This window comes from Actinomycetospora succinea (assembly GCF_004363095.1).
GTDB classification, from domain to species: Bacteria; Actinomycetota; Actinomycetes; order Mycobacteriales; family Pseudonocardiaceae; genus Actinomycetospora; species Actinomycetospora succinea.
On sequence record NZ_SNYO01000003.1, the window covers coordinates 577,006 to 603,789 of the forward strand.

Below are 26,784 nucleotides of genomic sequence, written 5' to 3' on the forward strand. Positions count from 1 at the left end.
CGCGTGGCCGTACGGATCGGGACCTCCGGGTGGATCTACCCGCCCTGGCGGCGGGTGTTCTACCCGGAGGGCCTGGTCCAGCGTCGTGAGCTGACCTACCTCGCCGAGCGCCTCGACACCGTCGAGATCAACGGCTCGTTCTACTTGCTCCAGCGCGCCTCGAGCTACCGCACGTGGGCGGAGCGCACGCCCGACGACTTCGTGTTCGCGGTCAAGGGCGGGCGCTTCGTCACGCACATGAAGAAGCTGCGCGGCGTCGAGGAGGGGCTCGCCAACTTCTTCGCGTCCGGCCCGCTGGCCCTCGGGCCGAAGCTCGGGCCGGTCCTCTGGCAGCTCCCGCCGCAGCTCGGCTACGACGCGGAGCGGATCGAGGACTTCCTCGCCCTGCTGCCGCGCACCACCGGCGAGGCCGCGGCGATGGCCGCCGGGCACACCGACAAGGTCCCGGAGCCCTGCACGGAGACCGAGCATGATCGACCCATGCGCCACGCCCTGGAGGTCCGGCACGCGACGTACCGCGACCCCGGGTTCGTCGCGCAGCTGCGCCGGCACGGGGTCGCGCTCGTCGTCTCCGACACCGCGGGCACGTTCCCGCGCCTCGACGACGTCACCGCCGACCTCGTCTACGTGCGCCTGCACGGCGACACCGAGCTCTACGCCAGCGGTTACACCGCCGGCTCCCTCGACCGCTGGGCCGCGCTGATCCGCGCCTGGGCCGCGGGCGACGCGCCGACCTCGGAGGACACCGTCGCGCCCGACGACCCGCCGCCCGCGGCCCCGGACGGGCGCGACGTCGTCGTGTACTTCGACAACGACATCAAGGTGCACGCGCCGTTCGACGCGATGGGTCTGCGGGAGCGGGTCAGATCCGGCGCGCCCGCGCCTCGACGATCGTGAACAGGCCGAACGCGACGAAGCCCAGTGCGACGACCACGAGCAGCAGCGGGCCGTAGGGCTGCCCGGCGAGGGTCTTGAGCGCGCCGTCGAGGCCGCTCGCCCACGACGGGTCGGCGCGGATCGCCGCGACGCCGAACAGCACGCCCATCACCGCGAACGCCACGGCGCGCAGCACGTGGCCGGCGATCCCGAGCCAGCGCACGGGCGTGCGCAGCCGGGCGGGGATGCGGGACCAGTCGAGGTCCTCGGCGAAGTCGACGGTGACCCCGGACCAGGCGGTCGCGCCGGCGACGACGAGCACGATCACCGCGACGATCCCGACGAGGACCTGGCCCGCGGGCAGCGTCAGCAGGCTCGCGGTGGCCTGCTGGGAGCCGCCGCTGCTCGAGCCCGAGGACCCCGTGACCAGCAGCTGGACGCCGACGACGGCCACACCGAGGACGCCGAGGGCCTTGCCGCCCGCCCCGATGCGGCGCTGGGTGCGGCTCCAGCCGGTGGCCCAGCGGAAGCCGTTGACGGCGGCGATGCCCTGCCAGAGCGCGAAGGCCACGAGACCGACGACGATGACGATGATCGCGACGAACCCGAAGGGCTCCGCGGCGAGCGTGGCGATCGCGCCCTGCTGGTCGGCCTGGCCGCCGCCCTGCGTCGCGACCTGGACGGCGAGCACGCCGATCAGCAGGTGCACGAGGCCGTACCCGACGAGCCCGACGCGGCCGAGCAGCTCGACGGCCCGGTGCGGGGCCTCGCCCTCGCCGTCGCCGTGGCTGACGTCGCCGAGCCGGTCGCGGGCGCCGTCGACGACGCGGGAGACGGCGTCGCCCGAGGAACCCTGCGAGGAGTGCTCCGCGGAGGCGCTCACCGGCCGTTGCAGGTGACGGTCGGCTGCGGCTCGTACCGGACCGTGCGCGGCTCGCGGCGGACCTCGCCGGTCTGCAGGTTCCGCAGCACCCGGGTGTCGGTGATCGTGAAGCCCTCGGAGCCCTGGGAGGCCTTGCACTCCGGGTTGCCCCCGAGGTCACGCACGCCGGGCGGGGTCTGGTTGGTGCGCGGCCCCGGCTCCGACGTCACCTCGAAGCGCTTGATCCCGTAGAGCTGCACGGTGATCGACGACGGCGTCCACTGCGTCCGGATGTAGATCGGGGTGGGGCCGTCGTTGCCCAGGCGCAGGTCGATCGAGCCCTCGAAGACCGTCGCCTCGCGTCCCGCCGGGTAGCGGGTGATGTAGTAGCTGTGCTCCTTGTGCTCCACGTTGCGGAGCCCGGCGAAGTAGCCGGCGTTGTAGAGCGTCGTGGCGAACTGGGAGACGCCGCCGCCGACGCCGCGGCCCGGGGCGCCGTCGTCGATGATCCCGGCCGGGACGAAGCCGTTGGCCTCGTTGCGGGGGCTCGAGGCCTCGTTGAGGCTGAACACCGAGTTCGGGGCGATGACCTGACCGTTGACGATCTCGGCGACGCGCTTGATGTTCTGGCCCGAGTCGGGCTTGAAGCCCCGGGTCGTGAACTCGCCGATCATCTCGGCCGGGCCCAGCGCGGCGAGCGACTCGGTGGTCACCTTCGGCGGGGTGGTCGTGTAGACGGCGTTGATGGCCCGCCCGGTGGCGGGCGGCGGGGCCACGGGCTCCGCGCCGGGCGCCGTCGGCGGCGGGGTGAACACCGGCGGGGCCTCGCCGTCGGGGCGGCCGAGCGCCTCGACGACCCCGGAGAACGTCCGCGGCCAGTCGATCTCGCGACCGACCACGGCCGGCACGACCTCGGCCGTGGCGCCGTTGAACGCGAGCGTGGCGTCGCGGGGCTCGGCCTCGGTGGTCCGCAGCTGCGGCTCGATCGCCGCGATCGCCGCCGGCTCGTCGATGCCGGGCGTGAGGCCGCCGCGGCCGTCGGGGGTGAAGCGGACGAACGAGGTGATCGCGCGGGTGGTGACCGTGGCGTTCTTCGCGTCGCCGACGACGGTCAGCGGGCCGGCCACGGCGGGGCGGGCGAAGCCGTCGATGGCGCGCTGGATGCCCTCGGGCGTCACCGTCACCGGGGTCTCGGCGACCGGCAGCGCGACCGGCGTCGGGTCCAGCCAGTGGTCGACGACGGCCTGGCCCGCGGTGGCGCCGTCGACGACCGAGCCGGGCACCGAGGGGACGGCGACGGGCTCGAGGCCCTCGTAGCGCACGGTGCCCTCGGCGACGGGGCGGTCGAGCTGCGGGCGCACGCCGTCGAGCGCCTGGCCGAGCGCGAAGGCGTTGACGCGGGTCACCGGGGCGACGTCGCGGGTGCCGAACAGCGAGGTCAGCCGCGTCCAGGGGTTGAAGGGCTGCTCGCCGGCGCGGGCGATGGTGCCCTCGACGTCGAGCTCGAGGCCCGCGGCGCGGGGGTCGACGGTGGCCGACGCCGTGCCGGCCTGCAGCGCCACCGGCTCCGAGGTGCGCCCGGAGAGCTGCGAGCGCAGCGCCTCCTCGGCCTCGGGCTTGCCCATGCCGCCGATCTCGACGCCCGCGACGGCGACGCCGCGCGGCACGTCGGTGGACGAGAGGAGCAGGTCGCCGACGTAGAGGACGGCGAGCAGGCCGACGACGGCCGCGCCGAGCAGCACGGGACGCCGGCGGCCCCCGCCCGACGAGGCCTCGTGGGCGCCGGGACCGGGGGGCGGGCCGTCGCCGGGCACCGTGGGGATCCACGCGGTGCGGTCCGGGTCGGTCGTCGCGGCGGCGTGCGCCGGGCCGTCGTCCGGGCCGTCGTGGGGGCCGCCGTGTGGGCCGCCGTGTGGGGAGGAGTCGGTCTCGAGCGGTGGCCCGACGACCGTGCTGCCCGGCGCGCCGACCGTGTCGCCGGACATGGCGCGCGTCGGCTCGTCGAGCGCCCCGTGCTCGGTGCGGGCCTCGGTGTGCGCCCCGTGCTCGGTGACCGACTCGTCGGTGTCGACGGCCGTGTCCTCGGGCGTGCGTCCCCCGGGTGACGTCACAGGTACAACCCCGTCCCGCTCGAGCTCGATTCGCTGGTCTCGCTCGCGACCGCGTGCAGGTCCCGCTCGCGGAGCACGACGTAGGTCCGCCCCGTCACGTCGACCTCGAAGTGGTCGTCCTGCGCGTAGAGCACCCGGTCGCCCACCGCCACGCTGCGGACGTGCTGCCCCGTGCCGAAGACCTCGCCCCACACCAGCCGCTTGGCGGGCTGGGCGGTCGCGGGGATCACGATGCCGCCACTGCTGCGACGTTCGCCCTCGCCTTGGACGGGGGCGACCATGACACGGTCGTGGAGCATCTGGATCTCCAGCCTGGGATCCGACACGCCGGGATCGTACGGGGCGCCCGGATTCGGACGGAGCGCAGGGCCGGGTGGCGCAGCGGGGCCGGTGCGGGCCGGAGAAGGCCCGGAACGTGGAACGCCCCGTGGCCCTGCCAGGTCGGGGGTCCGGCAGCGCCACGGGGCTCGCCGGGTAGTTCGTCCCCGGAGTGGACGGCGTTAACAGCGCTTTTCGAGTTCACACGTTCGGAGTAGTACGGCGCCGGACGGCCCGGTCTCAGTCGCGGCCGAGCAGGAAGCGCCCGAAGTGCGGGACGGTGAACGCGATCCAGCCGCGCTCGGCGGAGAACACCAGGCCCTTGCGCAGGAGGCTGTCGCGCGCCGGCGAGAGCGACGAGGGCTTGCGGCCGAGGTGGGCGGCCAGCTTCGAGGTGGGCACCGGCTCGTCGCGCCCCTCGCCGAGCTCGGCCATGCCCTGCAGGTACTCGCGCTCGGCGGGCGTCGCGCGCTCGTAGCGGGAGCCGAAGAACCCGACGGCCAGCTCGGCGCTCGCCTCCGGGGCGGCCATGCGGACGTCGTCGGCGTCGATCGGGCTCTGCACGGCCGCGTCCCACGCCGCCTTGCCGTAGGCCTGCACGAAGTACGGGTAGCCGCCCGAGACCTCGTAGAGCGCGTCGAGCGCGGCCTCGGTGAGCTCGGCGTCCTCGCGCTTGGCGGGGACGGTCAGGGCGAGGTCGGCGTCGGCGCGGTTCAGCTGCCCGATCATCGCGTAGCGGAAGAGCCGCTCCGAGTACGACTTCGACGCGCTCAGCACGGCGGGCAGGTGCGGCAGGCCGGCGCCGACGACGACCAGCGGGGCGCCCGACTGCGAGAGCTCGTGGCAGGCGGCGCAGAGCGCGGAGACATCGTCGTCGCGCAGGTCCTGCATCTCGTCGATGAGCAGCGCGATGCCCACCCCGACGTCGGCGGCGAGCTCGGCGCACACCCCGAACAGCTCGACGAGGTCGATCTCGATGTCGCCGGAGTCGGCGCGCCCGTTCTGCACCGGCACGTCGATGCCGGGCTGCCAGCGGTCCTTGATCTTGGCGTCGGACGGCGTCGCCTTGAGCGCGAACGCCTTGAGGACGCCGAGCGTCTCCTCGACGCGGTCGGGCGCGCGGTGGTGGACCGCGAGGTCGCGGACCGCGCGGTGCAGCGCGGCGGACAGGGGCCGGCGCAGGTCGGCGTCCGGGCGGGCCTCGAGCTTGCCGGCGCCCCACCCCGCCCGCACGGCCATCGAGCGCAGCTCGCCGAGCAGCACCGTCTTGCCCACCCCGCGCAGGCCGGTGAGGACGAGGCTGCGCTCCGGGCGGCCGCGCGCGACCCGCTCGAGCACGACGTCGAAGGCGTCGACCTCCCGGTCGCGTCCGGCGAGCTCCGGCGGCCGCTGTCCGGCGCCGGGCGCGTACGGGTTCCGCACGGGGTCCATGACCAACCTCTCGGGTCGAGCTCCGCTGCGCTCCGTCTCCCTCAGAGCGTATGGGGCTCTCTAGCGCGCACCCGATATCTCCCGAGAAACCCCGATCGGCGTGTCGCGTGCTGGCCTCACGACAGGTTGAGCACCGCGAGCACGCCGCCCTGGATCGTCGAGACGTAGCCGGTGCGCCCGTCGGGGGTGACGGTCACGCTGCTGGGGCCCGCCGGGGTCGGCAGCGTCGCGGTGACGGCCAGGGTCTGCGCGTCGATCACCGACACGGTGTTGCTCTTGTTGTTCGCGACGTAGGCGAACCGCCCGTCGGGCGCCCAGGTGATCTCCTGCGGGTTGTCGCCCACCGGGATGGTCGCGACCAGCGTGTTCGTGGTCGTGTCGATCACCGTGACGTTGTCGCTGTCGTAGTTCACGTTGGCGAGCAGCGGGCGGACCGGGTTTACCGCCACGCTGTGGGGGCTGGTGCCGACCGGGACCTCCGCGATCACGCCGTAGGTCGCGGTGTCGAGCACGGTGATCAGGTTGGACTCGTGGTTGGGCGTGTAGGCGCGCGTGCCGTCGCGGGAGAACTCGACCCAGTGGGGGTTCGGCTTCACCTTCACGTCGCGGATCAGGGTGTTCGACGCGGTGTCGATGACCGAGATCGACCCCGAGTCGTGGTTGGGCACCCACAGCCGGGAGCCGTCAGGCGACACCGCCGCGGCGAACGGCCGGGTCTGCACGGGGATGGTCGCGACGACCTGGTTGGTCGTGGTGTCGAGCACCGAGACCGCGGCGATCGTGCGGGCGTCGTCGAAGACGCTGACGTAGACCCGCTTCCCGTCGGGCGAGAACGTCAGGTACTGCGGCGGCCCGGACGTGATCGCGATGGTGGCGGTCACCGCGTTCACCGAGGTGTCGACGACCGTGACGACGCCGGCGGTCCGGTTGGCGACGTAGACGAGCCGGCCGTTCGGGGAGACCTGCGCGTACCCGGGGGTCTGGCCCGCGGGGATCGTCGCGCCGAGGGTGGGGATCGGGACGCTCGCGGCGACGGTGGTCGGCGGCGGCGCGTCGGCCGCCTCCTCCTGCGGGGTGCTCGCGCCCAGCACGCGGAAGCCGACGACGGCGGCCCCCACGACGAGCGCGAGGGCGAGCACACCGGCGACGACCGCCAGGATCCGCCGGCGTGACGGCGCTCCCGAGGGTCGCGGGGGCGGCGGGGGACTCGTGGCGGCGGCCGGCCCGGTCGGCGGGACCGGCCCGATCGGGCCGGTCGGGGCGTCGTCCTCGGCGGGGACGCGGGCCGGTCCGGTGGGGCCCGGGGGACGGGTGCCGCCGGAGCCACCGGAGTGGCCGGAGTGGCTGCGGCCGGCGCCCGTGCCGACCGTGGCCGCCTCGTCCGCGGGCCGCGTGCCGGCGCCGCCGGGCGAGAACGCCGTGGTCAGGCCCTCGTCGGTGGGGGTGGCCGGCGGGTGCGACGGCTGCTGGGGTGCCGGCGGCGGGCCGGCCGGGGGTGCGGCGGTCGTCGCCTGCTGGACGTACGGCTGGTCGGGCCGGTAACCCCCGCCCGCGGGGAAGCCGCCCGACGGCGGACCGACCACCGGCATCGGCCCCGACGGCGGCGACGTGCGGGCTGCCGGCGCGTACGGGCGCCCCGAGGACTCGGGCAGCGCGTCCGCCAGGATCGCTGCGCCCAGCGCCACGGCGTACTTCGGGTGGGTGTCGACGACGGTCGGGCGCCCGATCTCCGCGGCCACCATCTCGGCGACGAGCGGGATGCGCGAGGAGCCGCCGACGAGCAGGACCGCGCTGAGCTCGGAGGCCTCGACGTGGGCGGAGCGCAGCGTGCGGGCCAGCGCGGTCACCGTGGTCTCGAGCGGCGCGCGGACCATGTCCTCGAGCTCGGCGCGCGTGATCGTGACGTCGAAGTGCCGCCCGGGCAGGAACACCGGGACCACGGTCTCGGTGTCGACCGAGAGCGCCTCCTTGGCGAGCACGCAGTCCTGGCGCAGGCGTGCGAGGGCGACGCTGGTCGTCGGGTCGCGGAGGTCGAGGTCGTCGAGCACGCCGCCGGAGGCGTGGTTGACGTGGGCGAGGACGGCCTCGTCGAAGTCGACGCCCCCGAGGCGCTCGATCCCCTCGGGCGACCCGAGGATCTCCACGCCGCCGTCGCGGGCGCGCAGCACGGTGGCGTCGAACGTGCCGCCGCCGAGGTCGTAGACGGCGATGACCTCGCCGTCGCGCAGCGCGTGGGAGGACGCGTAGTGCGCGGCGGCGGCGACGGGCTCGGTGACGGTCGGCGGGTTCTCCAGCCCGGCGAGGGCCGGCACCTCCTCGAACAGGCCGCGGCGGAACGGGCCCCAGTTCGCCGGGTGGGTCAGCACCACCCGGTCCGGCTTGCCGCCCTCGGTCTCGGTGACGCTGGTGAGGACGTCGCGCAGCAGGGCGGCGAGCAGCGTGGTGACCGGCTGCGACGTCCCGCCGAGCATGACCGGCGTGGGGTCGCCGAGGCGCCGCTTGAACTCGCGGCCCTGGCGGTCGGGGTTGCTGACGGCCCGGCGGGCGGCGGCGTCGCCGGTGAGCAGGGAGCCGTCCTCGCGGAGGTAGACCACCGAGGGCGTCGCGACCGACCGGTCGCCGAGGCTGACCATCTCGACCTGGTCGTCCCGCGCGATCGCCGCGGCGACGAACGTCGTCCCGATGTCGACACCCAGGCTGTACATCGGCCGCCTCCCCCGATATTGCTACGCATCGTAACTGTCACGGGGAGGAAAGCCGAGTGGCTGCACCGATGGATCGAGGAGGCGTCCGGCGCCGTTGCGGACAGTCGCCGCGGCCCGGGCGCAAGGGGGGTAAACCCCACCCCGCCCTCGGGTGGGCACCCTTCCCGCCCTACGCGCCGTGCCCGGACCATGACGTCATGACACCGGACTCGCTCCCCGCGGTCCTCTCCGGTGGAGACGGAGCGGAGCGGAGCTCGACCGTCGGCGTCGGCGCCGACGACCCCTGGCACCAGCGCATGCGCCTGGAGCGCGAGCTGCACGACGGGCCCGCGCTGCGGCTCTCGGCGCTCGCCCTGCGCCTGGGCCTGATGAGCCACCGCTGCGAGGACCCCGCGCTCGCCGAGGGCATCGCCGGCGTCCAGGACGAGCTGCACGCCGTCCTGGAGGAGCTGCGCAACCTCGCGGGGAAGCTCTACCCGCCGATCCTGGACGAGGCGGGCCTCGGGCCGGCGCTGCGCCAGGTCGCCGAGCACACCGACGCCCCGATCGCGATCGTCGACAACTCCGAGCGCTTCGGGCCCGCGCTCGAGGGCGCGACGTACTTCGCGGTCGCCGAGTGCCTCGCCGCGCTGCCGGTCGGCGCGCCCGCGGTCGAGGTGGCGATCAGCCGCGAGGGCGACGAGCTCGTCCTCGCGGTGACCGGACTGGAGCCGGGCGCCACCGGGCGCCTGCAGGAGACCGCGCGCTCGCTGGGCGGGCGCGCCGACGTGGGGCCCTCGGGGTCCGTGACGGCGAGGATCCCGTGCGCGTAGCCCTGGCCGAGGACGGCGCCCTCTTTCGCGAGGGCCTCCAGATGCTGCTCGAGGCCGCCGGCCACGAGATCGTCGGCTCGGTGGCCGACGGCGACGCGATCGTCCGGTTGCTCGCCACCGAGCCGGTGGACGTGGCGATCCTGGACATCCGCATGCCCCCCGAGCCCGACGGCGGCCTCACCGCCGCCGAGCGCCTGCGTGCGCTGCACCCGGACATCGGGCTGCTGTTCCTCTCGCACTACGCCGAGTCGCACTACCTCATGCGGATCCTCGGGATCGGCACCGAGCGCGTCGGCTACCGGCTCAAGGAGAAGGTCGGCAGCGTCGACGTCCTGTCCGACACCCTCGAGCGCATCGAGGGCGGCGAGATCGTCATCGAGCCCGTGCTCGCCAAGCGGCTGGTGGAGAAGCCCCAGGGTGACAAGAAGGGCCTGATCTCGGCCCTGTCCGAGCGCGAGATCGACGTGCTGCGGCTGATGGCCGAGGGCCGGTCCAACAACGGGATCGCGGGCCAGCTGTTCGTCACGCCGAAGGCGGTCGAGAAGCACATCGCGAACATCTTCGACAAGCTCGGGCTCCAGGCCGACACGGCCGCGCACCACCGGCGGGTCCTCGCCGTCCTCACCTACCTGCGTTCGCAGCGCGAGGACGGCTGACGCCTGGTTCCGGGCCCCCGGGCGCCCTAGCCTCGCGCCGGAGGGGAGGGCGGGTGAGCAGCGACAGCACGACGAGCACCGCCACGGTGGGCACGGCGCCCCTGCGCGTCCACTGGGTGCGCCCGCTCATCACCGCGGGCGTGGTCGTCGTCGTGCTGGGGGCGGTCGTCGCCGTGGCGTCGGCGCTCACGCCGCCCGACGGGGCCGCGGTGTGGTCGCCCTTCCTCGGGGCCGCCCTGGCCGTCGTCGTCCTGCGCCTCGCCGGGCCCGCCCTCGAGCGCGTCGCCACCCGCCTCGACCCGCGCCCGACCTCGCCGTACGCGGCGCTCGCGGCGGCCGGCGCGCGGACGGGGGCCGAGTCGCTGGAGGCGGCGCTGGCCGGGCTCGCGCAGGTGCTCGCCGACGGCACCCGCGCGCGGCGGGCGTCGATCTGGCTCGCGCTCGACCACGGCCTGGTCCCCGCCGAGGCGGACCCGGCCCGCCCCGAGGTGCTCGTGCCCGACCTCGCGGCGCTGCTCGCGCGCCCGGAGGTCGACCACGCGGTGCCCGTGCGCAACGGCGACGCGCTGCGCGCCGTGCTGGTCCTCGAGAAGCCCGGGCAGGCCGTGACGCCCGCCGACCGCCGCCTCGTGCGGGACGTCGCGGCCGGGGCGGGGCTGCTCGTGCGCGCCGCGCGTCTCAACGCCCGGCTGACGGCGCGGGTGCAGCGGGCCGACGACCTGGGCCGCGAGCTCAGCGAGTCGCGCCGACGGCTGACCCGGGCGCGCGACGCCGAGCGCCGCCGCCTGGTCACCGAGCTCGCGCACGTCACCACCGATCGGCTCGAGGCGCTGCGCGCGGCGCTCGACGAGGCGGCGACCGCGCTGGACGCCGACGACCCGGACGGCGCCGGCCCGGCGCTCACCCGCGCGCTCGAGGGGCTCGAGGACCTCATCGACCGGTTCCGGGTGATCGTGCGCGGCGTCTACCCGACCGTGCTCACCGCGCAGGGACCCGTCGGCGCGCTCGAGGAGATGGCCGCCGACCTGCCCCGCGCGACCACGGTGGTCGGCAGGCTCCAGGAGCGCCTGGCCTGGGAGGTGGAGTCCGGCCTCTACTACGTGGCCGCGGCCGCGCTGACCCACCTCGCCGGCGTCGAGGGCGAGGGCCCGGTCGAGGCCCTCGTGACCCACGAGGGCGGGCAGCTCGCGGTGCAGGTGGGCGCGGTCGTCGACGGCGGCACCGGGACGGTCGACGCGCTGCGGGCGGCGGTGTCCGAGGACGCCGACCGCCTGGCCGCCCTCGGTGGCCGGCTCCACGTGGAACGTGACCACGGCCGCGTGCGGATGGTGGCCTCGGTGCCCGACGACCTGGAGCCGGTGGTGGAGTCCTCTCCGGAGGAGCGCGGATGACCGCCACGGCCGCGCCGGCGGAGCCGGTCCCCGCCGTCGCCCGCGCGCGCGGACCGCACCCCGCGACGCTCGGGTGGGCGCTGCTGCTCACCCTCACGTCGCTGTTCTCGTTCGTCTGGCTGGGCCTCGGCGCGGTCATCGCCCTGGCCGCCTGGGTCCCCGGCCTGGCCGACCCCGCCGCCGACGCGGGGACCTGGTCGCGGGCGATCGCCGACGCCGCCGCCCGCAGCGAGCCCGCCGGGCAGGCGCTCGTCGACTACGCGCTGTCCGTCGCGGCGATCGTGCTGGCCGTCGCCCTGATGCGCCGCGCACCGCGGTGGTGGGTGGCGCGGTGGCTGGTCATCGCGCTGGTCGGGTCGGCGGGCGCGTTCAACCTGCAGGCGCACGCCGCGGCGGCCGCGGCGCGCTCCGCGGCCGGGATCGAGATCGGCGGCGTGCACCAGGTCGTCCTGCACGCCGTCGCCTGCCTCGCCTACGTCGTCGCGCTGCTCCTGCACCCCACCGGCCGCCCCGGCGTCGACATGCGCACCACCACCGGGCGTCTCGTGGTCGCCGCCGGGTCGGTCGGGCTGCTCGTGGTCGGGTTCGGGACGGCGCTGCTCCCCCACACGGTGAGCTGCGTGCTGTTCTTCGGCGCGGTCGTGCCCGGGGCCGGCCTGGTCGCGCTGACCCACCGGCAACGGTCGGGGCGCCTGGGCTCCGAGCAGCGCACGCAGGTCCGGCTCGTGGTCAGCGTGCTCCTCGCGGCGGTCGTCACCATGGCGGTCCTCGGGGTCATGACCGTCGTCCTGCTGCTGGTCGGGCGCCCGGGGCTCGAGCTGGTCGACCCCACGGCGCACGGCACCCACGCGCCGACCGGGCCCCTGTTCTGGGCCTCGCGCCTCGCCTCGGTCGCGATCGCGCTCGCCGTGCTCGTCGCCGCCGACCGGCCGCGCCTGTGGTCCGCGGAGCGGCGCTTCGGACGCGGCCTGGCCCTCGCGGTGCTCGTCGTCCTCGCCGGCGGCACGGTCGTGATCACCGAGGCCGCGCTCGCGGGGGTCCTCGGCAGCGTGCCGGCCCTGGTGGTCGCGATCCTCGTCGGCGCCGCGCTCTACCCCGTGCTCTCCGAGCGCATCGAGCGCACGGTCGACCAGCTCCTCTACGGGCGCCGGCCCACCCCGTACAGCGCGCTGGCCGGGATCGTCGCGCTGACCGGCCCGGGCGACGAGGAGGGCCCCGACGTCGCCGCGATCGCCGAGGCCGTCGGCGCCGGGCTCGGGGCCCGCTGGTGCCGGCTGACCGTCACCCGCCCCGGACTGCGCGACCGCACCTACCGCTGGGCCGCCGCGGGCGGCGAGTCCGACGGCGACGAGGGGGTCGAGGTGGTCGTGCGCCGCGGCGACGAGCGGATCGGCACGCTGGCGGTCGACCGCGGCGCCGGCGCGGGGCTCGACGCCGAACGCCGCCGGCTGCTCGGCGACATCGCCGACAGCCTCACCCCGGTCCTCGAGGCGAGCAGGCTCGGGATCGACCTCGAGCGCCAGCTGCGCGCCGCCCGCGCCCACGCCGAGCACATCGCGGCCTCGCGGCGCGAGGTCGTCGCCGAGATGGACCACGAGCGCCGCGCCATCGAGCGCGACCTGCACGACGGCGCCCAGCACCACCTCGTGTCGCTGCGGCTGGGCCTCGGCCTCGTCGAGCACCACGTGCGGGCCGGTCGTGTCGAGACGGCGCGCGAGCGTCTCGCCGACGCGCTCGAGCGGATCGCGACCGCTGAGTCGAGGCTCGCCGAGACCGCCACCGGCGTGTCCTCGCTGGTGCTCTCCGAGCGCGGCATCGTGCCGGCGCTCGCCGCGGACTTCCTCGGCGTGCACCCCCCGGTCACCCTGTCCTCCGAGCTCGCCGAGGGCCGCCGCTTCGACACCGACGTCGAGGCCGCCGTGTACTTCTGCTGCCTCGAGGCGGTGAACAACGCCCGCAAGCACGCGCCCGGCGCCACCGTGACCGTGCGCGTCAGCGAGTCGACGTCCGCCTCCGGCGCGCAGCTGCGGTTCGTGGTGCGCGACGACGGCCCCGGCTTCGACCCGGCGGTCCTCGGCGACGCGGCGGGCAAGGGGATGCGCAACCTCAGCGCGCGGATCGTCCGCGCGGGCGGCGGCATCGCACTCGATTCCGCGCCGGGGAAGGGCACGACGGTCGAGGGCCACGTCCCGGTGGCGCCCGCACCGGACGAGCCGGCGCCCGCGGCCCCGGTCGAACCGCTGTCCGAGGCCGACGCCGGCGACGTCGGGCCCTCGCTGCTCGACCGCCGCACGCTCACCCTCACCGGGCTGACCGACCGGCCGCCCTCGACGACGGCGCCGGTCCGCCGCCCGCCGTCGCCGCCCCCGCCCCCCGGTGCGACGGGCCCGACGGTCCCGATCACGCCGGAGCACGCGCCCGCCGGGACGGACGCCGTGGTCGTCGCGGACCTCGCAGGACCGTCCCCCAGCACGGCCGTGACGGCGAGGGTCCTCACGCCGGGTGCTGACGAGCCCGATCGGGACGACGTCGCGGAGCCGGACGACGTGGCGGAGCCGGATGCCGTGGCGGAGCCGGATGCCGCGGCGGAGCCGGACGACGTGGCGGAGCCGGACGCCGCGGCGGAGCCGGACGCGGCGACCGCACCGGAGGTCGCGGAGCCGGACCCCGGCGAGGACAAGCCCGAGGACTCCGCCGCCGACGAGCCCGAGGACTCCGGCGAGGACGAGCCCGCCGACGCCGCCGAGGACGAGCCCGACGCGGGACCCGGCGACTCCGGCGCGCCGCCCGCCTCCGACGGCGCCCCGAGCCCGATCCCGCGCGCCCCGGAACCGCGTCGCGAGCCGGTCACCGCGCTCACGCCCTTCGCCGTCGTGCCGAGTCCCCGGGAGTCGTCCCGGACGGTCCCGGTGAGCGTCCCCCCGCACGCCGGGCGGATCCTGCTCGACCGGGTGCGCGAGATACTCGGCGAGGCACGCACCACCTGGCCCGGCGGCCCGCAGGCGGCGCGGATCGCCGAGATCCGCACCCGCCTCGAGGGCGCGCTGCGCCTGGCCGTGCGCGCGGGCGTCGGGCCCGCGCCCGCCGCGACGCTGCGCGCGGTGCTCGGCGAGCACCTGGCCCGCGGCACGGTGGTGGTCGACGACGCCCGCCCGGACGGCGTCGTCGTGCTCACCGACGTCGGCGGGCCGGGTCCCCGACCCCCGCTGCCCCACGCCCGCGTGGCGGCGGGGACGCCGCAGTGGTCGGCGGCCGCGGTCGACCGGCGTCTGGTCGCGCGCTCCGACGTCCTGCGCGCCCGGACCGCGGTCGAGGCGCTGGACGTGTTCCTGCGCGCGAGCCCGCGCGACCCGCGGACCGACCGGCTGCGCTACCGCCTCGAGGGCCTGCGGGTCGGGAACCACGCGCTCGTCGAGGTCGAGCTCCTGGCCCGCCCACCGAGCCTGTCCCCGCCCGACCTGGACCGCGCCGAACGGCTCTGGGGCGGCGACGGGGACGCACCCCACCTCCGCCTGGGCCTCGCCCCGGACGCCGACCACACGACCCTGGCCGAGGCGCTCGAGACCGAACGGCGGTCCTGGCAGCTCCGCCTCGCCCACCCGGCGTCGACGCACGGGCTGCGGATCGCGTCCGAGGCCGCGCTGCGGACCTGCGACGAGCTCCGGGCCCGGCTCGGGCGCTGAGGCCCGGGGGTTCTCCCCCGCCGCGGCGCGGGGGCCGGCCCCCACCGGTCGGGGGCGCACTCCATCGTGACCTGGCTCTCACCGGCGCAGGCTTCCGACCAGCGCGAACACGCCGATCAGACGGTCCGCCGGAGTCGGGAGGCCACCATGTCGATCATCGCCACCGCCGTGCCCACGCCGTGGTCGCGCGGCCGCCGCCGGGACCAGGAGTGGGCCGACATCCACTTCCGCGAGCACGAGGTCCGCACCCTGTGGCGCGCCGCCGCCGTCCGCGGCGGGCTCGGCGAGAAGATCCTCTCGCCGACCGGGACCGTGTGGGCCGTCCCCGACGTCACCGCGGTCCACCTCGGCCCGCCGCTGCGCTTCACGATCCGCCTGCGCCCCGCGCAGATCTGGGAGGACGCCACGAGCGCCGGACGGCACATGGCGAACGCGCTCGGCGTCGAGAACGTGCGGTTCACCCAGCTGGCGCCCGGCTGGATCGAGATCCAGGCCCCGGCCGGCCCGATCGGACCGGACGAGCCCGTGCAGGACGCCGCCGACGCGACCCCGGAGCTGCCCCCGCGCCCCACGCGCCCGCTCTCCCCGGCCGTCGAGCGCGCCCTCGCCCGCGGGCACCGGAAGCCCACCCGGCGCTGAGGCGTGAGCGGACGTCACCCTCGCTGCCCCCGACGCCGCGAGGGTGACGTCCGCGCCGTCCCGGGATGCGCTCAGCGCCCCAGACCGTGCTCGCGGGCGCGGGCGATCGCCGCGAAGCGGTCGGTCACGGCGAGCTTCGCGTAGGTGCTCGAGAGGTAGTTGCGCACGGTCTTGCTGCTCAGGCTGAGCTCGGCGGCGATGCCCGCGGTCGAGCGGCCCTTCGCGAGCAGGGCCAGGACGCGTCGCTCCTGGGTCGTGAGGTCCGGGAACGGCGCCGCGGGGCCACGGTCGTCGTCGAGGCGGGCGACGAGCCCGGCGGCGGCCGCGGTCCCGACGGCCAGGCCGCCGTGGGCGACGACGGACACCGCCGCGGACAGCTCGTCGCTGTCGGCGCCCTTGAGCACGTAACCGCGCGCGCCGGCCCGCAGGGCCGCGAGCACCGCCTCGTCGTCCTCCACCATCGTCAGCACGAGCACGGCCGGCGGCGCCTCCCCCGCCGCGATCTGCCGCGTCGCCTCCACGCCGCCCATGCCCGGCATCCGCAGGTCCATGAGGACGACGTCGCACGCCGTGCCCGCCAGCAGCGCGAGCGCGTCCTCGCCCGACGACGCCTCCCCCACGCACGCCAGGCCCGCGGTGCGCTCGGTCATGGCGCGCAGGCCCGACCGGTAGAGCGGGTGGTCGTCGACGAGCACGAGCCGGAGCTCTCTCACGGCGCCGGCTCCGCGACCGGCTCCCGCAGCGGGATGCGCACCGCCACCCGGGCGCCCCCGCCCTCGACGGACGTCAGGCGCGTCGTGCCGCCCAGCTCGGCCGCGCGCCGCCGGATCGACCCGAGCCCGACGCCCTCGCCCGCGGCGGCCTCGAAGCCCACGCCGTCGTCGCGCACCTCGACGGCGAGCTCGCCGCCCGTCGCCGCGATCGTCACGTCGCAGCGGGACGCGCCCGCGTGCCGGGCCGCGTTGGCGAGGGCCTCGCAGACGATGCGGTAGGTCGCCACCTCCACCGCGGCCGGCAGGTCCGCGGGCACCTCGTCGAGGTCGAGGACCACCCGGGGCCCGGCCGCGCGCCGTGCGTGCTCGGCGAGCGCCCCGGCCAGGCCGAGCTCGTCGAGCGCCGGTGGCCGCAGCCCGTGCACGAGGTGGCGCAGGTCGGCGATCGCCGCCCGGAGGCCGGCCTTCACCGCGTCGAGCTCGGCGGCGACCGCCGGGTCGGCGGCGACGCGCACGCCGTCTAGCCCCAGCACGGCGTGGGCGAGGACGGGGCCGAGGCCGTCGTGCAGGTCGTGGTGCAGGCGCCGGCGCTCCTCCTCGGCCGCGAGCACCAGACCCTCGCGCGCCGCCTGCAGCTCGTCGACCAGCGCGGACGCGTGCAGCGTCGCGCCCAGCGTGCGGGCGAACGCCGTGAGCAGGGGGTCGGCGGACCGGTCGCCGGTGACGCGCAGGGTGCCGACGGTCGCGCCGGCGACCACCATCGGGATCGCGGTGCCGGCGCCCGGCGCGGGCGGCGTGCCGGCGCGGGCGAGCTCGATCCCCTCCCGGTCGAGCACCGCGACGCCGTCGAGCGCCGCGCCCGCCCGGACGGCCTCGGCCGCGCCCGCCAGCGGCCCGTCGAGGCGCGCGGTGACCGAGGCCAGCGCGGTCAGCGGCTCGGCCGCCGGACCGTGGACGAAGCGCCGCACCCCGCGGGCGGCGACCTCGCGCAGCGGGGCGAAGGCGACGGCCACCGCGGCCACCCCGAGGAAGCCCGCCGCGTCCGGCACCCACGCCCCGGCCGCGGCCACCACGACGACGTAGAGCACCGAGCACGTCGCGGCGGCGAGGCCGGCGACGACGGTCCGGTCGACGGCGACGTCGAGGCCCGGCAGGCCGTCGAGGACCGCGGCGGCCACCGTGCCGGCGACGATCACCACCCCGATCCCCATGAGCAGGTCACCGACCACGATCGGGACGCCGGGCAGGAACACCAGCACCACGAGGAGCGCGACCGCGACGACGAACCGCCGCAGCGACCGCCGGTCGGCGCGCGGCGCTCCCCGGTACCGGACGACCGCGGACGCGAGGCAGGCGAGCGCGCTGACGAGGGTGGCGAGCGTGAGCACCGCGGTGGCCCCGTCGACGGGGAGCCCGAGACCCAGCGGGGACGCCGTCCCGTCCTCGAGCCGCGACTGCAGGACCCCGACCACGACCAGCGCGCCGAGCAGCGTCAGCACCAGCGCCTGGAGCGGGCGCCACCGTCGCGACGGCACCCGGCCGGTCGGGAACCACAGCGGCAGCAGCGTGGGGATCGCGAGGAACGGCACCCACGTGATCTCGCTGATCCAGCGCGCCCAGGACGCCGGCACCGTCGGGCCGACGTGCCCGGCCCACTCCGCGAGCACGAAGCTCACCGCGAGCCCGGCGGTCGACAGCAGCACCAGCCCCACCCGGTGGCGCGGCGCGCGGGTCAGGACCAGCGCGCCGGCGACGGGGACCAGCCCGCCGATGACGGCGTCCACCACGTAGACCCCCGCGACGCCGTGCTCCGCGGCGTTGGCGACGGCCAGCGGGATCCCGATCACGACGAGCGCGGCCGCGAGCCCGGCGACGGCCCACGGCCAGCGGCGGGTCACGGGGTCGGCGGGCACGTCGATCAGCATCGCCGACCGGTGTCCCGGATCGCCACGGTCAGGACGTCCCGGGCATCTCGGGACACCGCGGCTCTGCCGTCGCGGTCGGCCCGCCCGCTGTGCTCGTCGTCGGCACGCCGCCGACGGGGCGGCGCGGGATCACGGAGGCAGCGATGGACCGGCAGGCATGGATCCGGGTGACGGCGGTGGCGGCGTTGCTCGGCGCGCTGGCGTGGATCGTCAAGTGGGCGGCGATCGCGGCCCAGGGCGGCGGGCAGAGCCTGGTCGACGTCTCGGTGTTCTTCGTGGGGCTCGTGCTCGCGGCGATCGGCTCGGCGTCGCTCACCCTGCGCCTCACCCGCGGCCGGTCCGCCGTGGTGACGACGTCGGCCGTGGTCGGCGGCGCCGTGCTGACCGTGCTCCTCGTGCCGGGCCTGTCGATCGTGTCGAACGCGGTCTTCGGCGAGGGCACGGTGGCGGGCACCGAGGGCGGCATCGCGGTCCTCGTCGTCGCCCTGCTCGTCGTCGGCGTGACGGGCCTGCGGGCCCCGGCGACCCGCCGCGCGCCGGTCCCGGCGGGCTGATCCCGGGACGAGCGGACGTCACCCTCGCTGCCCCCGACGCAGCGAGGGTGACGTCCGCTCGCGGCCCGGGTACCTCGATCGCCGCGTATCCACCCGTCTAGCGCTCGCCCGATATCCCCGGAGACGACGCGATCGCCCCGCCCGTCAGCGCCTCGATCCCCGGCCCGACGACGGCGAGGAGCATGTCGGCGAGGACGTCGGCAGGCTCGGCGTCGCCCACCCGCGCGGCGTCGGGGTCGCCCAGCCACCAGTCCGCCAGCCCCTCGGCGGCACCGACGAGCGTGTGCGCGTAGGGCAGCGCGACGGCCCGGGGCACGCCGAGGCCGCCCGCCATGAGGTCCGCGGCCTGCTCGACGATGCGCCGGCGCAGGGCGTCGACCTCGCCGGCGAAGGGGCCCGTCGACGCCTGCCGATAGAGCACCGTCCACCCCGCCCGCTGCGTGGTCAGGGCGTGGAAGAAGGCGCGCAGGGCCCGGCGCAGCCGCACGAGCGGGGCGTCGCCGCTCTCCCCGGCGGCGGTCTGCACCGCGTCCAGGAGCCGCCCGGCCTCGCGGTGCAGGCAGGCGGCGAAGAGCTCGTCCTTGCTGCCCCCGTGCACGTAGACCAGCGGCTTGCTCACCCCGGCCCGGGCGGCGACGGCGTCCATCGACGCGCCGTGGAAGCCCTCCTCGGAGAACACCGCGACCGCGGCGTCGAGGACCTGGCGACGGCGGACCTCGGGCGCGAGGCGCTGGCGTCCCGTGCGGGACGTCTCCGCGGTCACGCTTGCGTCCTAACTACCGGTGCGTAAAGTACGGCGCGTTGGCGGGACCGCCAGTACCGGACACCACGACGGAGTGAGCCCGTGCCCGAGAAGATCGACGTCAACGAGCTGGGTCGCACCGTCGACCCGAAGTCGTTGTCCGACGACGAGCTGGTCGGCGCCCTGCGCGACGGCCTGGCCGACGGCGGGGGCAAGGACATCGACCCCTCCCTGTTCGCTCGTCTGGTCAAGAGCACCGGCAAGGGCCAGCTCGAGGCCGTCATGGCGTCGGACGTCCGCCGGCCGGTGCTCGACGCCATCTTCGGGCGGATGGCGGAGTTCTACTCCTCGAAGGGTTCCAGTGCGAAGCGCCAGGTCGTGCACTGGCACGTCACCGGCGCGCCGTCGGGCAGCGACGACTTCCAGACGGTCATGCAGCACGGCAGGTGCGAGGTGTCCGAGACGCTCTCCGAGGAGCCGCGCACCGAGCTGTCCATGGACGGCGTGCAGTTCCTCAAGGTCGTCACCAACAACGCCTCGCCGGTCACGCTGTTCATGACCCGCAAGCTCAAGGTCTCGGGCGACGTCGGCTTCGCGACGGCCCTGCAGAAGATGTTCACGATCCCCTCGGCGTGACAGGAGCCCCGCGATGACCTTCTCCATGGAGCTCTCCGAGGAGCACACCGACCTGCGCGACTGGGCCCACGGGTTCGCCGCCGACGTCATCCGCCCGGCCGCGGCCGAGTGGGACGAGCGCGAGGAGACCCCGTGGCCGGTGCTGCAGGAGGCCGCGAAGATCGAGCTGTACAACTTCGAGACCCTGGCCAGCTTCTGGGGCGACGAGACGGGCCTGAGCCTGCCCATCGTCAACGAGGAGCTGTTCTGGGGTGACGGCGGCATCGGGATGGCGATCTTCGGGACCACCCTCGCCGTCGCGGGCATCTTCTCCTCGGGCACGCCCGAGCAGATGGTCGAGTTCATCCCGCAGTGCTACGGCGACGCCGCCGACGTGAAGCTCGGCGCGTTCTGCTCGTCGGAGCCCGAGTCGGGCTCGGACGTCTCGGCCATGCGCACCCGTGCGACCTACGACGAGGCGAAGGACGAGTGGACGCTCACCGGCGCCAAGGCGTGGGCGACCAACGGCGGCATCGCGAACATCCACGTCGTGCAGGCCGTCGTCGACTCCTCGCTCGGCTCGCGCGGCCAGGCGGCGTTCGTCGTGCCCCCGAACACCCCGGGGCTCGAGACGGCGAAGAAGATCAAGAAGATGGGTCTGCGGGCGTCGCACACCGCCGACGTCTTCCTCGACGACGTCAAGGTCCCCGGCTCGTGCCTGCTCGGCGGCAAGGAGAAGCTCGACGAGCGCCTGGCGCGGGCGCGCGAGGGCGTGAAGTCCAAGGGCTCGTCGGCCATGCAGACCTTCGAGCTGTCCCGCCCGACGGTCGGCGCGCAGGCCATCGGGATCGCGCGCGCGGCGTACGAGTACGCGCTGGACTACGCCAAGAGCCGCGAGACGTTCGGCCGCCCGATCATCGACAACCAGTCGATCGCGTTCACGCTCGCCGACATGAAGACCGAGATCGACGCCGCCCGCATGCTCGTGTGGCGCGCCGCGTGGATGGGCCGCAACGGCGTGGCGTTCGAGGCCGGCGAGGGCTCGATGTCCAAGCTCAAGGCCGGACGCGTCGCCGTGTGGGCCACCGAGCGCGCCATCCAGATCCTCGGCGGCGCCGGCTACTCGCGCGAGCACCCCGTCGAGCGGATGCACCGCGACTCGAAGATCTACGACATCTTCGAGGGCACCGAGCAGATCCAGCAGCTCGTCATCGCCCGCGCGATCAGCGGGCGCCACATCGCCTGAGGCGTCGAGGACGGCGGGTCGTCCCGCGGGTCAGCGGTCGCGCTCCCGCACGTCCTCGAGCAGGGCGCTCGCGGCGAGTCGGCCGAGCTCGTTCGCGGCCAAGGGGCTGTCGCCTGTCAGCAGCCGGCGATCCCGCAGCACGTGGCCGGCCATGTCCTCGTTGGTCACCACGACTCCCTCCTCCCGCAGACGGGCGGCCGCGAGCCAGGGCATCGGGCCCGGGATGTAGCCGATGTCGAGGTTGGCTCCGGTGTCGAGGGCGTCGGGGAACACGCACATCCGGTAGCCCTCGAACGGGGAGCGGTCGCGGTGGCGGCCGGCGGCGACGAGGGCGGCCGGCCCGTGGCACAGGGTGATGACGAAGCGGTCGAGGGCCAGGGCCCGGTCCAGGACGGCCCGGACGTCGTCGCTCTCGGCCAGGCCGACCATCGCACCGTGGCCGCCGGGGATGAACACCGCGAGGTAGTCGGAGTCCGGCCCGAGCCCCTGCTCGACGACGTCCGCGAGCTTCAGCGGGTCCCGGAACCGGGGGGCGAACGTGTCGTAGGCCTTGTGCACGGCGTCGTCGTCGGCGGGCATGGCCCAGTGCTCGAACTTCACCGGGTTGCCGGAGACGGTGGCGACGTCGATCCCGAACCCGGTCCGGTGCAGGTGCATCATCGGCAGCAGGGTCTCCACCGGGTGGTTGCCAGTGGAGAACAGGCGGCCGTTCTGCATGGGCAGGTAGCGCTCGTCGACGCCGATCACGAGGACCTTCCAGCGCCCGCCGGTGTAGCCGTCCGGCTGGTCGACGCCGGTGAAGTCGGTGCGCGGGGGGACGTACTGGCCCAGCGAGTACGGCGAGGGGAAGAACGCGTCGCGCTCCGCCCGGTCCGGGGTCGGCTCGGTGGAGTCGTCGGCCGTGTCGTGAGGGGTCATGGTGGGCTCCTCTCGTCGGTGTCGTGCCGGACCCGCGCGCGCCGACCGACGGCGTCGCACGACACGGTTGTCAGCGCATTGTCCGAGCGTCGCTCACGGTTCCGGGCGCCAGGCACCGCGCGGTCGCGGGATCGCGACGGGGTGGTGCCGGGCGATGCGGACGTCCGCGGTGTCCTCGCCCGCCTCGGCGAGGGCCCGCCGGTGCCGCTCGGCCTCGCGATGGGCCGCGCCCAGCGCGTAGGGCCCGTAGGCGTCGCGGAAGCGCCCGAGCGTGTCGACGACCACCACCAGGTACTCGGAGCGCCCGTCGGTGAAGCCGCTGTACATCGGATGTGCCTGTCCGTCCATCCACTCCCCCCGGAGGTCGCACGGTGGCGTGGGCGACGCCCAGCAGGTGTCCACCGTGGTCCGCGCAGCCGACTCGGCCACACGGGTGACGCAGGACAGTGGATATACCCCGGCGAGGGGGTGAAGGGAACAGATCATCTCGCATGGATTGCGTTGAGGTGTCAGAGCTATCGCTGCGTGGCCACGTGAGCAGGCCCGATCGGAGGAACCTCGAGATCGGCCGGACGGACGACGACCCCGGTCGTGCCGCGTCGTCGACCCGGCCGACCGGGGCCGCGCGGTCCGTCAGGCCCCTCGGGGACCGCTCAGACGGTCTCCTCGATCGGCGCGCCGTCGGCGGCCTTCTGGACCGACTCGCAGCCCTTGCGTGCGGCGGCCCTGGTCTCGTAGGCCTCGCCGGACGCGACGATCTGGCCGTTGCTGGCCTTCAGCCGGAACCGGTACTTGCCGGCCTTGTCCTCGTACACCTCGAACTTGCCCGCCATGCGGCCTCCTCCGCTCGATGCTGAACGTGCTGGGCGAGGGCGGACGCTAGTACGAAAGGACGCAGGTGCGGCGCATCCGGCGGGTGGGCGTGCCGGGGGCGGTCGATCGTTCGCCGGACGAGGGGCGTGGTGACGCGCGCCACGGGGAAGGTGGACGCCATGACGGTCGACAGCGAGGGTCCGCTCACCGAGGCACTCGGCACCGACTTCTTCTCGGTGCGCCGCCGGTTCACCGAGGCGCAGTGGGACACGTTCATGGCCGTGCGGCGCTACGTCGACCGCGTCGTGAGCCCAGCCGCGCCCGCCGCGTGGGACGCCGCCGAGATGCCGTGGGAGGTCATCCGCGGCCTGCCCGACCTGGGCGTCGTCGGCGACGACATCGCCGGCTACGGCTGCCCGGGGCACGACCCGCTGACGTGCGGTCTCGTCGCCATGGAGCTCGCGCGCGGCGACGGCAGCCTCGCGACGTTCCACGCCGTGCAGTCCGGGCTCGCCATGAAGTCGATCGCGATGCTCGGCTCCGAGGAGCAGAAGCAGGAGTTCCTGCCGGCGATGGCGCGCCTCGACCTCGTCGGCGCCTTCGGCCTCACCGAACCGGAGCACGGGTCGGACTCCGTGTCGCTCGAGTCCACGGCGCGCCGCGACGGCGACGACTGGGTGCTCGACGGCCGCAAGCGCTGGATCGGCAACGGCAGCATCGCCGGGCGCACCGTGGTCTGGGCCCGCGACACCGAGACCAACACGGTCCTCGGGTTCCTCGTCGACACGTCCTCGCCCGGCTACGAGGCCGAGGTCATCCCGCGCAAGGGCTCGATGCGCTCGGTCTGGCAGGCCGACCTCCGCCTCGACGGCGTGCGGGTGCCCGAGCGCGACCGGCTGCCCGGCGCCGAGAGCTTCAAGGACACCGGGCGGGTCCTGGCCACCACGCGCGGCACCTGCGCCTGGATGGCGCTCGGCCACGCGACCGCCGGGTACGACGCCGCGCTGCGCTACGCCCTCGAGCGCCAGCAGTTCGGCAAGCCCCTGGCCGCGATGCAGATCGTCCAGGAGCGGCTGGTGCAGATGCTCGCCGAGCTCACCGGGATGCAGCTCTACTGCATGCAGATCGCCCAGCTCGCCGAGGACGACGACCTGGCGCCGACGATCGCCGGCCTCGCCAAGATGAACAACACCCGCAAGGCCCGCTGGGTGCTCTCGCACGCCCGCGACCTGCTCGGCGGCAACGGGATCCTGCTCGACAACCACGTCGTGCGGCACATGGCCGACATCGAGTCGATCCACACCTTCGAGGGCACCGAGACCATCCAGACGCTCATCGTGGGCCGCGAGATCACGGGCCACAGCGCCTTCACCTGATCATCGGATTGCCGTCACCGCCGGCTCGAGGCGCACCGGCAGCGCGGCGTACCCGCGCAGGATGCGGGTGGGCCGCCGCGTCGACGGGCCGGCCGGGGCGAGGCGCGGGTGGCGCTCGAACAGGGCGCGCAGCGCGACCTCGCCCTCCATGCGCGCGAGCTGGGCACCGAGGCAGAAGTGCGCGCCGCTGGAGAACGCCAGGTGGTCCTTCGCGTTGGCGCGCCCGACGTCGAACGTGCCCGGGTCGGTGAAGACCTGCGGGTCGCGGTTGGCGCCCGCGAGCACCGTGACGACGAGGTCGCCCGCCGCCACGGCCTTGCCGGCGACCTCGGTGTCGACGCTCGCCCGGCGCGCGGTCCGCTCGACGGGCGGGTCGAAGCGCAGCATCTCGTCGATCGCGGTCGGCCACAGCTCCGGCTCGGCGGCCAGGCGCTCGCGCTGCTCGGGGTGGGCGAAGAGCTGGCTGGTCCCGTTGCCGATGAGGTTCACGGTGGTCTCGAAGCCGGCGGCGAGCACCAGCAGCGCGGTGGAGACCAGCTCCTGCTCGGTGAGGCCGGCGCCGTCGTCGTCGACCTGGCCGACGATGCTCGAGAGCAGGTCGTCGCCGGGCTCGCGGCGCAGGCGGCGCAGGTGCTCGCGCATCCAGTCGTTGAGCGCGGCGAGGTTGCGCTCCATGGAGGCGTGCGCCCCGCGCGTGAGCCCCATGTCCAGCGAGGTGGCCGCGCCGTCGCCCCAGGCGAGGAACTGGTCGCGCATCGAGGTCGGCACGCCGAGCATCTCGCTGATCACGGTGACCGGCAGCAGGCTGGCGTAGCGCTCGACGAGGTCGACGGTGAGGTCGCCCCGCTGGCGCGCGGCCCGGTCCATCTCGTCGAGCAGGTCCTGGGCCACCTCGCCGGTCCGCTCGCGCAGGGCGGCCACGCGCTTCGCGGTGAAGGCGCGGCTGACGAGCTTGCGGTAGCGCGCGTGGTCGGGCGCGTCGACGGCGAGCATCGAGGGCGGCTCGATCGGGCCGGGGTTGCGCGGCGGACCGGCGAGCGCGAGGGCAGCCTTCGCCGGCGCCGGCACGACCTCGGTGGGATGGGTGACGCCGAAGTCGTCGCTGCGCAGCACCGCCGTCGCGACGTCGTGGTGCACGGTGAGCCTGGCGAAGGCGCCGGGGGCGAAGGGGTACGAGGCGCGCAGCGTCTCGTAGTGCGGGAACGGGTCGGCCTGCATCGCGGGGTCGAGCAGCAGGCGCGCGTCCGGGTTGCTGGCGCGCACCTGGCGGCGGATCGCCGCGCGCATCAGGCCGTGGGTGGCACCCCAGCGCAGGGTGGTGCCGACAGAGGAGAAGAGGGACACGGCGGCCTCCCGCGGTCGGTTGGTACGAGTCCGTACCGGCGGCTGGGCGAAACCATACTCGGAGTATGTGTTCGTCGTCCAGGGCCGTCGCGGGTACGTCCACGACCGTGCAGACGACCCTCCGCGCCACCGGTCCGCTGCCCGCCGACGCGGCGTGGGAGCGCTACGCCGACCTCGACCGCTGGACCCACTGGGCCCCGCAGATCTCCGGGGTCTCCGCCGAGCAGCGGCGGCTGCGCACCGGCCTGCGCGGCACGGTGCGCGCGGCCGGCGTCGTCCACGTGCCGTTCGAGGTCCTCGCGGTCGACGAGGCGGCCCGCACCTGGTCGTGGCGGGTGCGCCTCGGACCGATCCGCCTGCACCTCGAGCACGGCGTCGACGACCCGGCTCCGGACGACGCCCCGCGCGTCGGCGCCCGGACGTGGCTGCGCACCACCGGCCCCGCGCCCGTCGTCCTGCCCTACGCCCCGCTCGCGCTCATCGCGCTGCACTCGCTGCTCCTGGAGCGCTGAGGCGTGCGCCTCCTGCTGACCGCGGACACCCACCTCACCCCGCGCTACCCGAACCGCGGCCTGCCCGACGAGCTCTGGGCGGCCGTCGACACGGCCGACGTCGTGGTGCACGCCGGCGACTGGATGGCCCCCGAGCTGCTCGACGCATTCGAGGAGCGGGCGGCGCGTCTCGTCGCGTGCTGGGGCAACAACGACGGCGACGCCCTGCGCGCCCGCCTGCCCGAGACCGCCGTCGCCGACGTCGGCGGGCTGCGGCTGGCGGTCACGCACGAGACCGGCGCCGCGGACGGGCGCGAGCGGCGCGCCGACGTCCGTTTCGGGCCCGGCGGCGAGACCCCCGTCGACGTCCTCGTCTTCGGGCACAGCCACATCCCGTGGGACTCGACGACCCCCGGCGGTGTGCGGCTGCTCAACCCGGGGTCGCCCACCGAGCGCCGCCGCCAGCCGGCGTGCACCTACATGACCGCGGAGGTCCGCGACGGTGCCCTGGCCGTCGTCCGCCGCCACGAGCTGGCACCGGCCGCGGCGCGCGGTCGCTGAGG

Annotated in this window: 24 protein-coding genes; 12 read left to right on the top strand and 12 right to left on the bottom strand. The window is 75.5% G+C overall.

The features are described from left to right. The first annotated feature begins 3 nt into the window (after window positions 1–3). Window positions 4–897 carry a DUF72 domain-containing protein gene (locus EV188_RS14010; protein WP_133826853.1) on the top strand — a complete coding sequence of 298 codons (894 nt, stop codon included), beginning with the start codon at window positions 4–6 and terminating at the stop codon, window positions 895–897. Here the strand turns inward: EV188_RS14010 and EV188_RS14015 are convergent. The 5 genes from EV188_RS14015 to EV188_RS14035 all read right to left on the bottom strand — a co-directional run bounded on the left by EV188_RS14015 (window position 863) and on the right by EV188_RS14035 (window position 8,303). Next, complete coding sequence (locus EV188_RS14015) at window positions 863–1,759, bottom strand: DUF1206 domain-containing protein (protein WP_166659876.1); 897 nt, start codon at window positions 1,757–1,759, stop codon at window positions 863–865. The two genes, EV188_RS14010 and EV188_RS14015, sit on opposite strands and share 35 nt — an antisense overlap. Continuing rightward, window positions 1,756–3,849 (bottom strand): VanW family protein, encoded by a 2,094-nt coding sequence (locus EV188_RS14020; RefSeq protein WP_243741681.1) that lies wholly within the window; start codon window positions 3,847–3,849, stop codon window positions 1,756–1,758. The genes EV188_RS14015 and EV188_RS14020 overlap by 4 nt, the downstream gene beginning before the upstream one ends. After that, window positions 3,846–4,175, bottom strand: coding sequence for a GroES family chaperonin (locus tag EV188_RS14025; protein ID WP_133826855.1), 330 nt, complete (start codon window positions 4,173–4,175; stop codon window positions 3,846–3,848). Before EV188_RS14025 ends, EV188_RS14020 begins: the two co-directional genes overlap by 4 nt. Window positions 4,176–4,407: 232 nt before the next feature. Continuing rightward, window positions 4,408–5,598, bottom strand: coding sequence for an ATP-binding protein (locus tag EV188_RS14030; RefSeq protein ID WP_133826856.1), 1,191 nt, complete (start codon window positions 5,596–5,598; stop codon window positions 4,408–4,410). 116 nt (window positions 5,599–5,714) lie between these two features. After that, window positions 5,715–8,303, bottom strand: a complete 2,589-nt coding sequence (locus EV188_RS14035; protein ID WP_133826857.1) for an Hsp70 family protein — start codon at window positions 8,301–8,303, stop codon at window positions 5,715–5,717. Window positions 8,304–8,500: 197 nt separating this feature from the next. Between EV188_RS14035 and EV188_RS14040 the strand changes: the two genes are divergently transcribed. The 5 genes from EV188_RS14040 to EV188_RS14060 all read left to right on the top strand — a co-directional run bounded on the left by EV188_RS14040 (window position 8,501) and on the right by EV188_RS14060 (window position 15,484). Beyond that, on the top strand, window positions 8,501–9,115 hold the full coding sequence (locus tag EV188_RS14040) for a sensor histidine kinase (RefSeq protein WP_166659877.1): 615 nt from the start codon (window positions 8,501–8,503) through the stop codon (window positions 9,113–9,115). Further along, on the top strand, window positions 9,106–9,771 hold the full coding sequence (locus EV188_RS14045; RefSeq protein WP_133826859.1) for a response regulator transcription factor: 666 nt from the start codon (window positions 9,106–9,108) through the stop codon (window positions 9,769–9,771). Before EV188_RS14040 ends, EV188_RS14045 begins: the two co-directional genes overlap by 10 nt. Window positions 9,772–9,824: 53 nt before the next feature. After that, window positions 9,825–11,162 (top strand): sensor histidine kinase, encoded by a 1,338-nt coding sequence (locus EV188_RS14050; protein WP_133826860.1) that lies wholly within the window; start codon window positions 9,825–9,827, stop codon window positions 11,160–11,162. Next, entirely contained in the window at window positions 11,159–14,845 is a 3,687-nt protein-coding gene (locus tag EV188_RS14055; protein ID WP_133826861.1) for an ATP-binding protein, read from the top strand. Before EV188_RS14050 ends, EV188_RS14055 begins: the two co-directional genes overlap by 4 nt. 147 nt (window positions 14,846–14,992) lie before the next feature. Beyond that, window positions 14,993–15,484, top strand: a complete 492-nt coding sequence (locus tag EV188_RS14060) for a hypothetical protein (protein ID WP_133826862.1) — start codon at window positions 14,993–14,995, stop codon at window positions 15,482–15,484. 71 nt (window positions 15,485–15,555) lie between these two features. On the opposite strand, the gene EV188_RS14065 is transcribed toward EV188_RS14060, so the two are convergent. Then, window positions 15,556–16,197 (bottom strand): response regulator transcription factor, encoded by a 642-nt coding sequence (locus EV188_RS14065; protein WP_133827121.1) that lies wholly within the window; start codon window positions 16,195–16,197, stop codon window positions 15,556–15,558. Beyond that, window positions 16,194–18,110, bottom strand: a complete 1,917-nt coding sequence (locus EV188_RS32595; protein ID WP_243741682.1) for a sensor histidine kinase — start codon at window positions 18,108–18,110, stop codon at window positions 16,194–16,196. The genes EV188_RS14065 and EV188_RS32595 overlap by 4 nt, the downstream gene beginning before the upstream one ends. Before the next feature lie 155 nt (window positions 18,111–18,265). Here EV188_RS32595 and EV188_RS14075 point away from each other — a divergent pair, with 155 nt between their 5' ends. Further along, window positions 18,266–18,676, top strand: a complete 411-nt coding sequence (locus EV188_RS14075) for a hypothetical protein (protein WP_133826864.1) — start codon at window positions 18,266–18,268, stop codon at window positions 18,674–18,676. Window positions 18,677–18,773: 97 nt separating this feature from the next. Here the strand turns inward: EV188_RS14075 and EV188_RS14080 are convergent, their stop codons facing one another. After that, window positions 18,774–19,439, bottom strand: a complete 666-nt coding sequence (locus EV188_RS14080; protein ID WP_133826865.1) for a TetR/AcrR family transcriptional regulator — start codon at window positions 19,437–19,439, stop codon at window positions 18,774–18,776. 81 nt (window positions 19,440–19,520) lie between these two features. Here EV188_RS14080 and EV188_RS14085 point away from each other — a divergent pair, with 81 nt between their 5' ends. Continuing rightward, window positions 19,521–20,054: an SCP2 sterol-binding domain-containing protein gene (locus tag EV188_RS14085; protein ID WP_133826866.1), complete on the top strand. Its 534-nt coding sequence runs from the start codon at window positions 19,521–19,523 to the stop codon at window positions 20,052–20,054. Window positions 20,055–20,067: 13 nt separating this feature from the next. Next, window positions 20,068–21,279, top strand: coding sequence for an acyl-CoA dehydrogenase family protein (locus EV188_RS14090; RefSeq protein ID WP_133826867.1), 1,212 nt, complete (start codon window positions 20,068–20,070; stop codon window positions 21,277–21,279). A gap of 30 nt (window positions 21,280–21,309) precedes the next feature. On the opposite strand, the gene hchA is transcribed toward EV188_RS14090, so the two are convergent. From hchA to EV188_RS14105, 3 genes are all read right to left on the bottom strand, one after another. Continuing rightward, complete coding sequence (gene hchA / locus EV188_RS14095) at window positions 21,310–22,197, bottom strand: glyoxalase III HchA (protein ID WP_133826868.1); 888 nt, start codon at window positions 22,195–22,197, stop codon at window positions 21,310–21,312. Window positions 22,198–22,290: 93 nt separating this feature from the next. Continuing rightward, window positions 22,291–22,545, bottom strand: a complete 255-nt coding sequence (locus EV188_RS14100) for a hypothetical protein (protein ID WP_133826869.1) — start codon at window positions 22,543–22,545, stop codon at window positions 22,291–22,293. A gap of 305 nt (window positions 22,546–22,850) precedes the next feature. Beyond that, window positions 22,851–23,030, bottom strand: coding sequence for a YegP family protein (locus EV188_RS14105; RefSeq protein WP_133826870.1), 180 nt, complete (start codon window positions 23,028–23,030; stop codon window positions 22,851–22,853). A gap of 159 nt (window positions 23,031–23,189) precedes the next feature. Here EV188_RS14105 and EV188_RS14110 point away from each other — a divergent pair, with 159 nt between their 5' ends. Beyond that, window positions 23,190–24,386 (top strand): acyl-CoA dehydrogenase family protein, encoded by a 1,197-nt coding sequence (locus tag EV188_RS14110; protein WP_133826871.1) that lies wholly within the window; start codon window positions 23,190–23,192, stop codon window positions 24,384–24,386. Here EV188_RS14110 and EV188_RS14115 read toward each other — a convergent pair whose 3' ends face one another. Beyond that, window positions 24,387–25,730 (bottom strand): cytochrome P450, encoded by a 1,344-nt coding sequence (locus EV188_RS14115; RefSeq protein WP_243741683.1) that lies wholly within the window; start codon window positions 25,728–25,730, stop codon window positions 24,387–24,389. Window positions 25,731–25,837: 107 nt separating this feature from the next. On the opposite strand from EV188_RS14115, the gene EV188_RS14120 reads away from it, so the two are divergent. Both EV188_RS14120 and EV188_RS14125 read left to right on the top strand, forming a co-directional pair. Continuing rightward, entirely contained in the window at window positions 25,838–26,242 is a 405-nt protein-coding gene (locus tag EV188_RS14120; protein WP_208114179.1) for an SRPBCC family protein, read from the top strand. Window positions 26,243–26,245: 3 nt separating this feature from the next. Further along, complete coding sequence (locus tag EV188_RS14125) at window positions 26,246–26,782, top strand: metallophosphoesterase family protein (protein WP_133826873.1); 537 nt, start codon at window positions 26,246–26,248, stop codon at window positions 26,780–26,782. The last annotated feature ends 2 nt before the right edge of the window (window positions 26,783–26,784 follow it).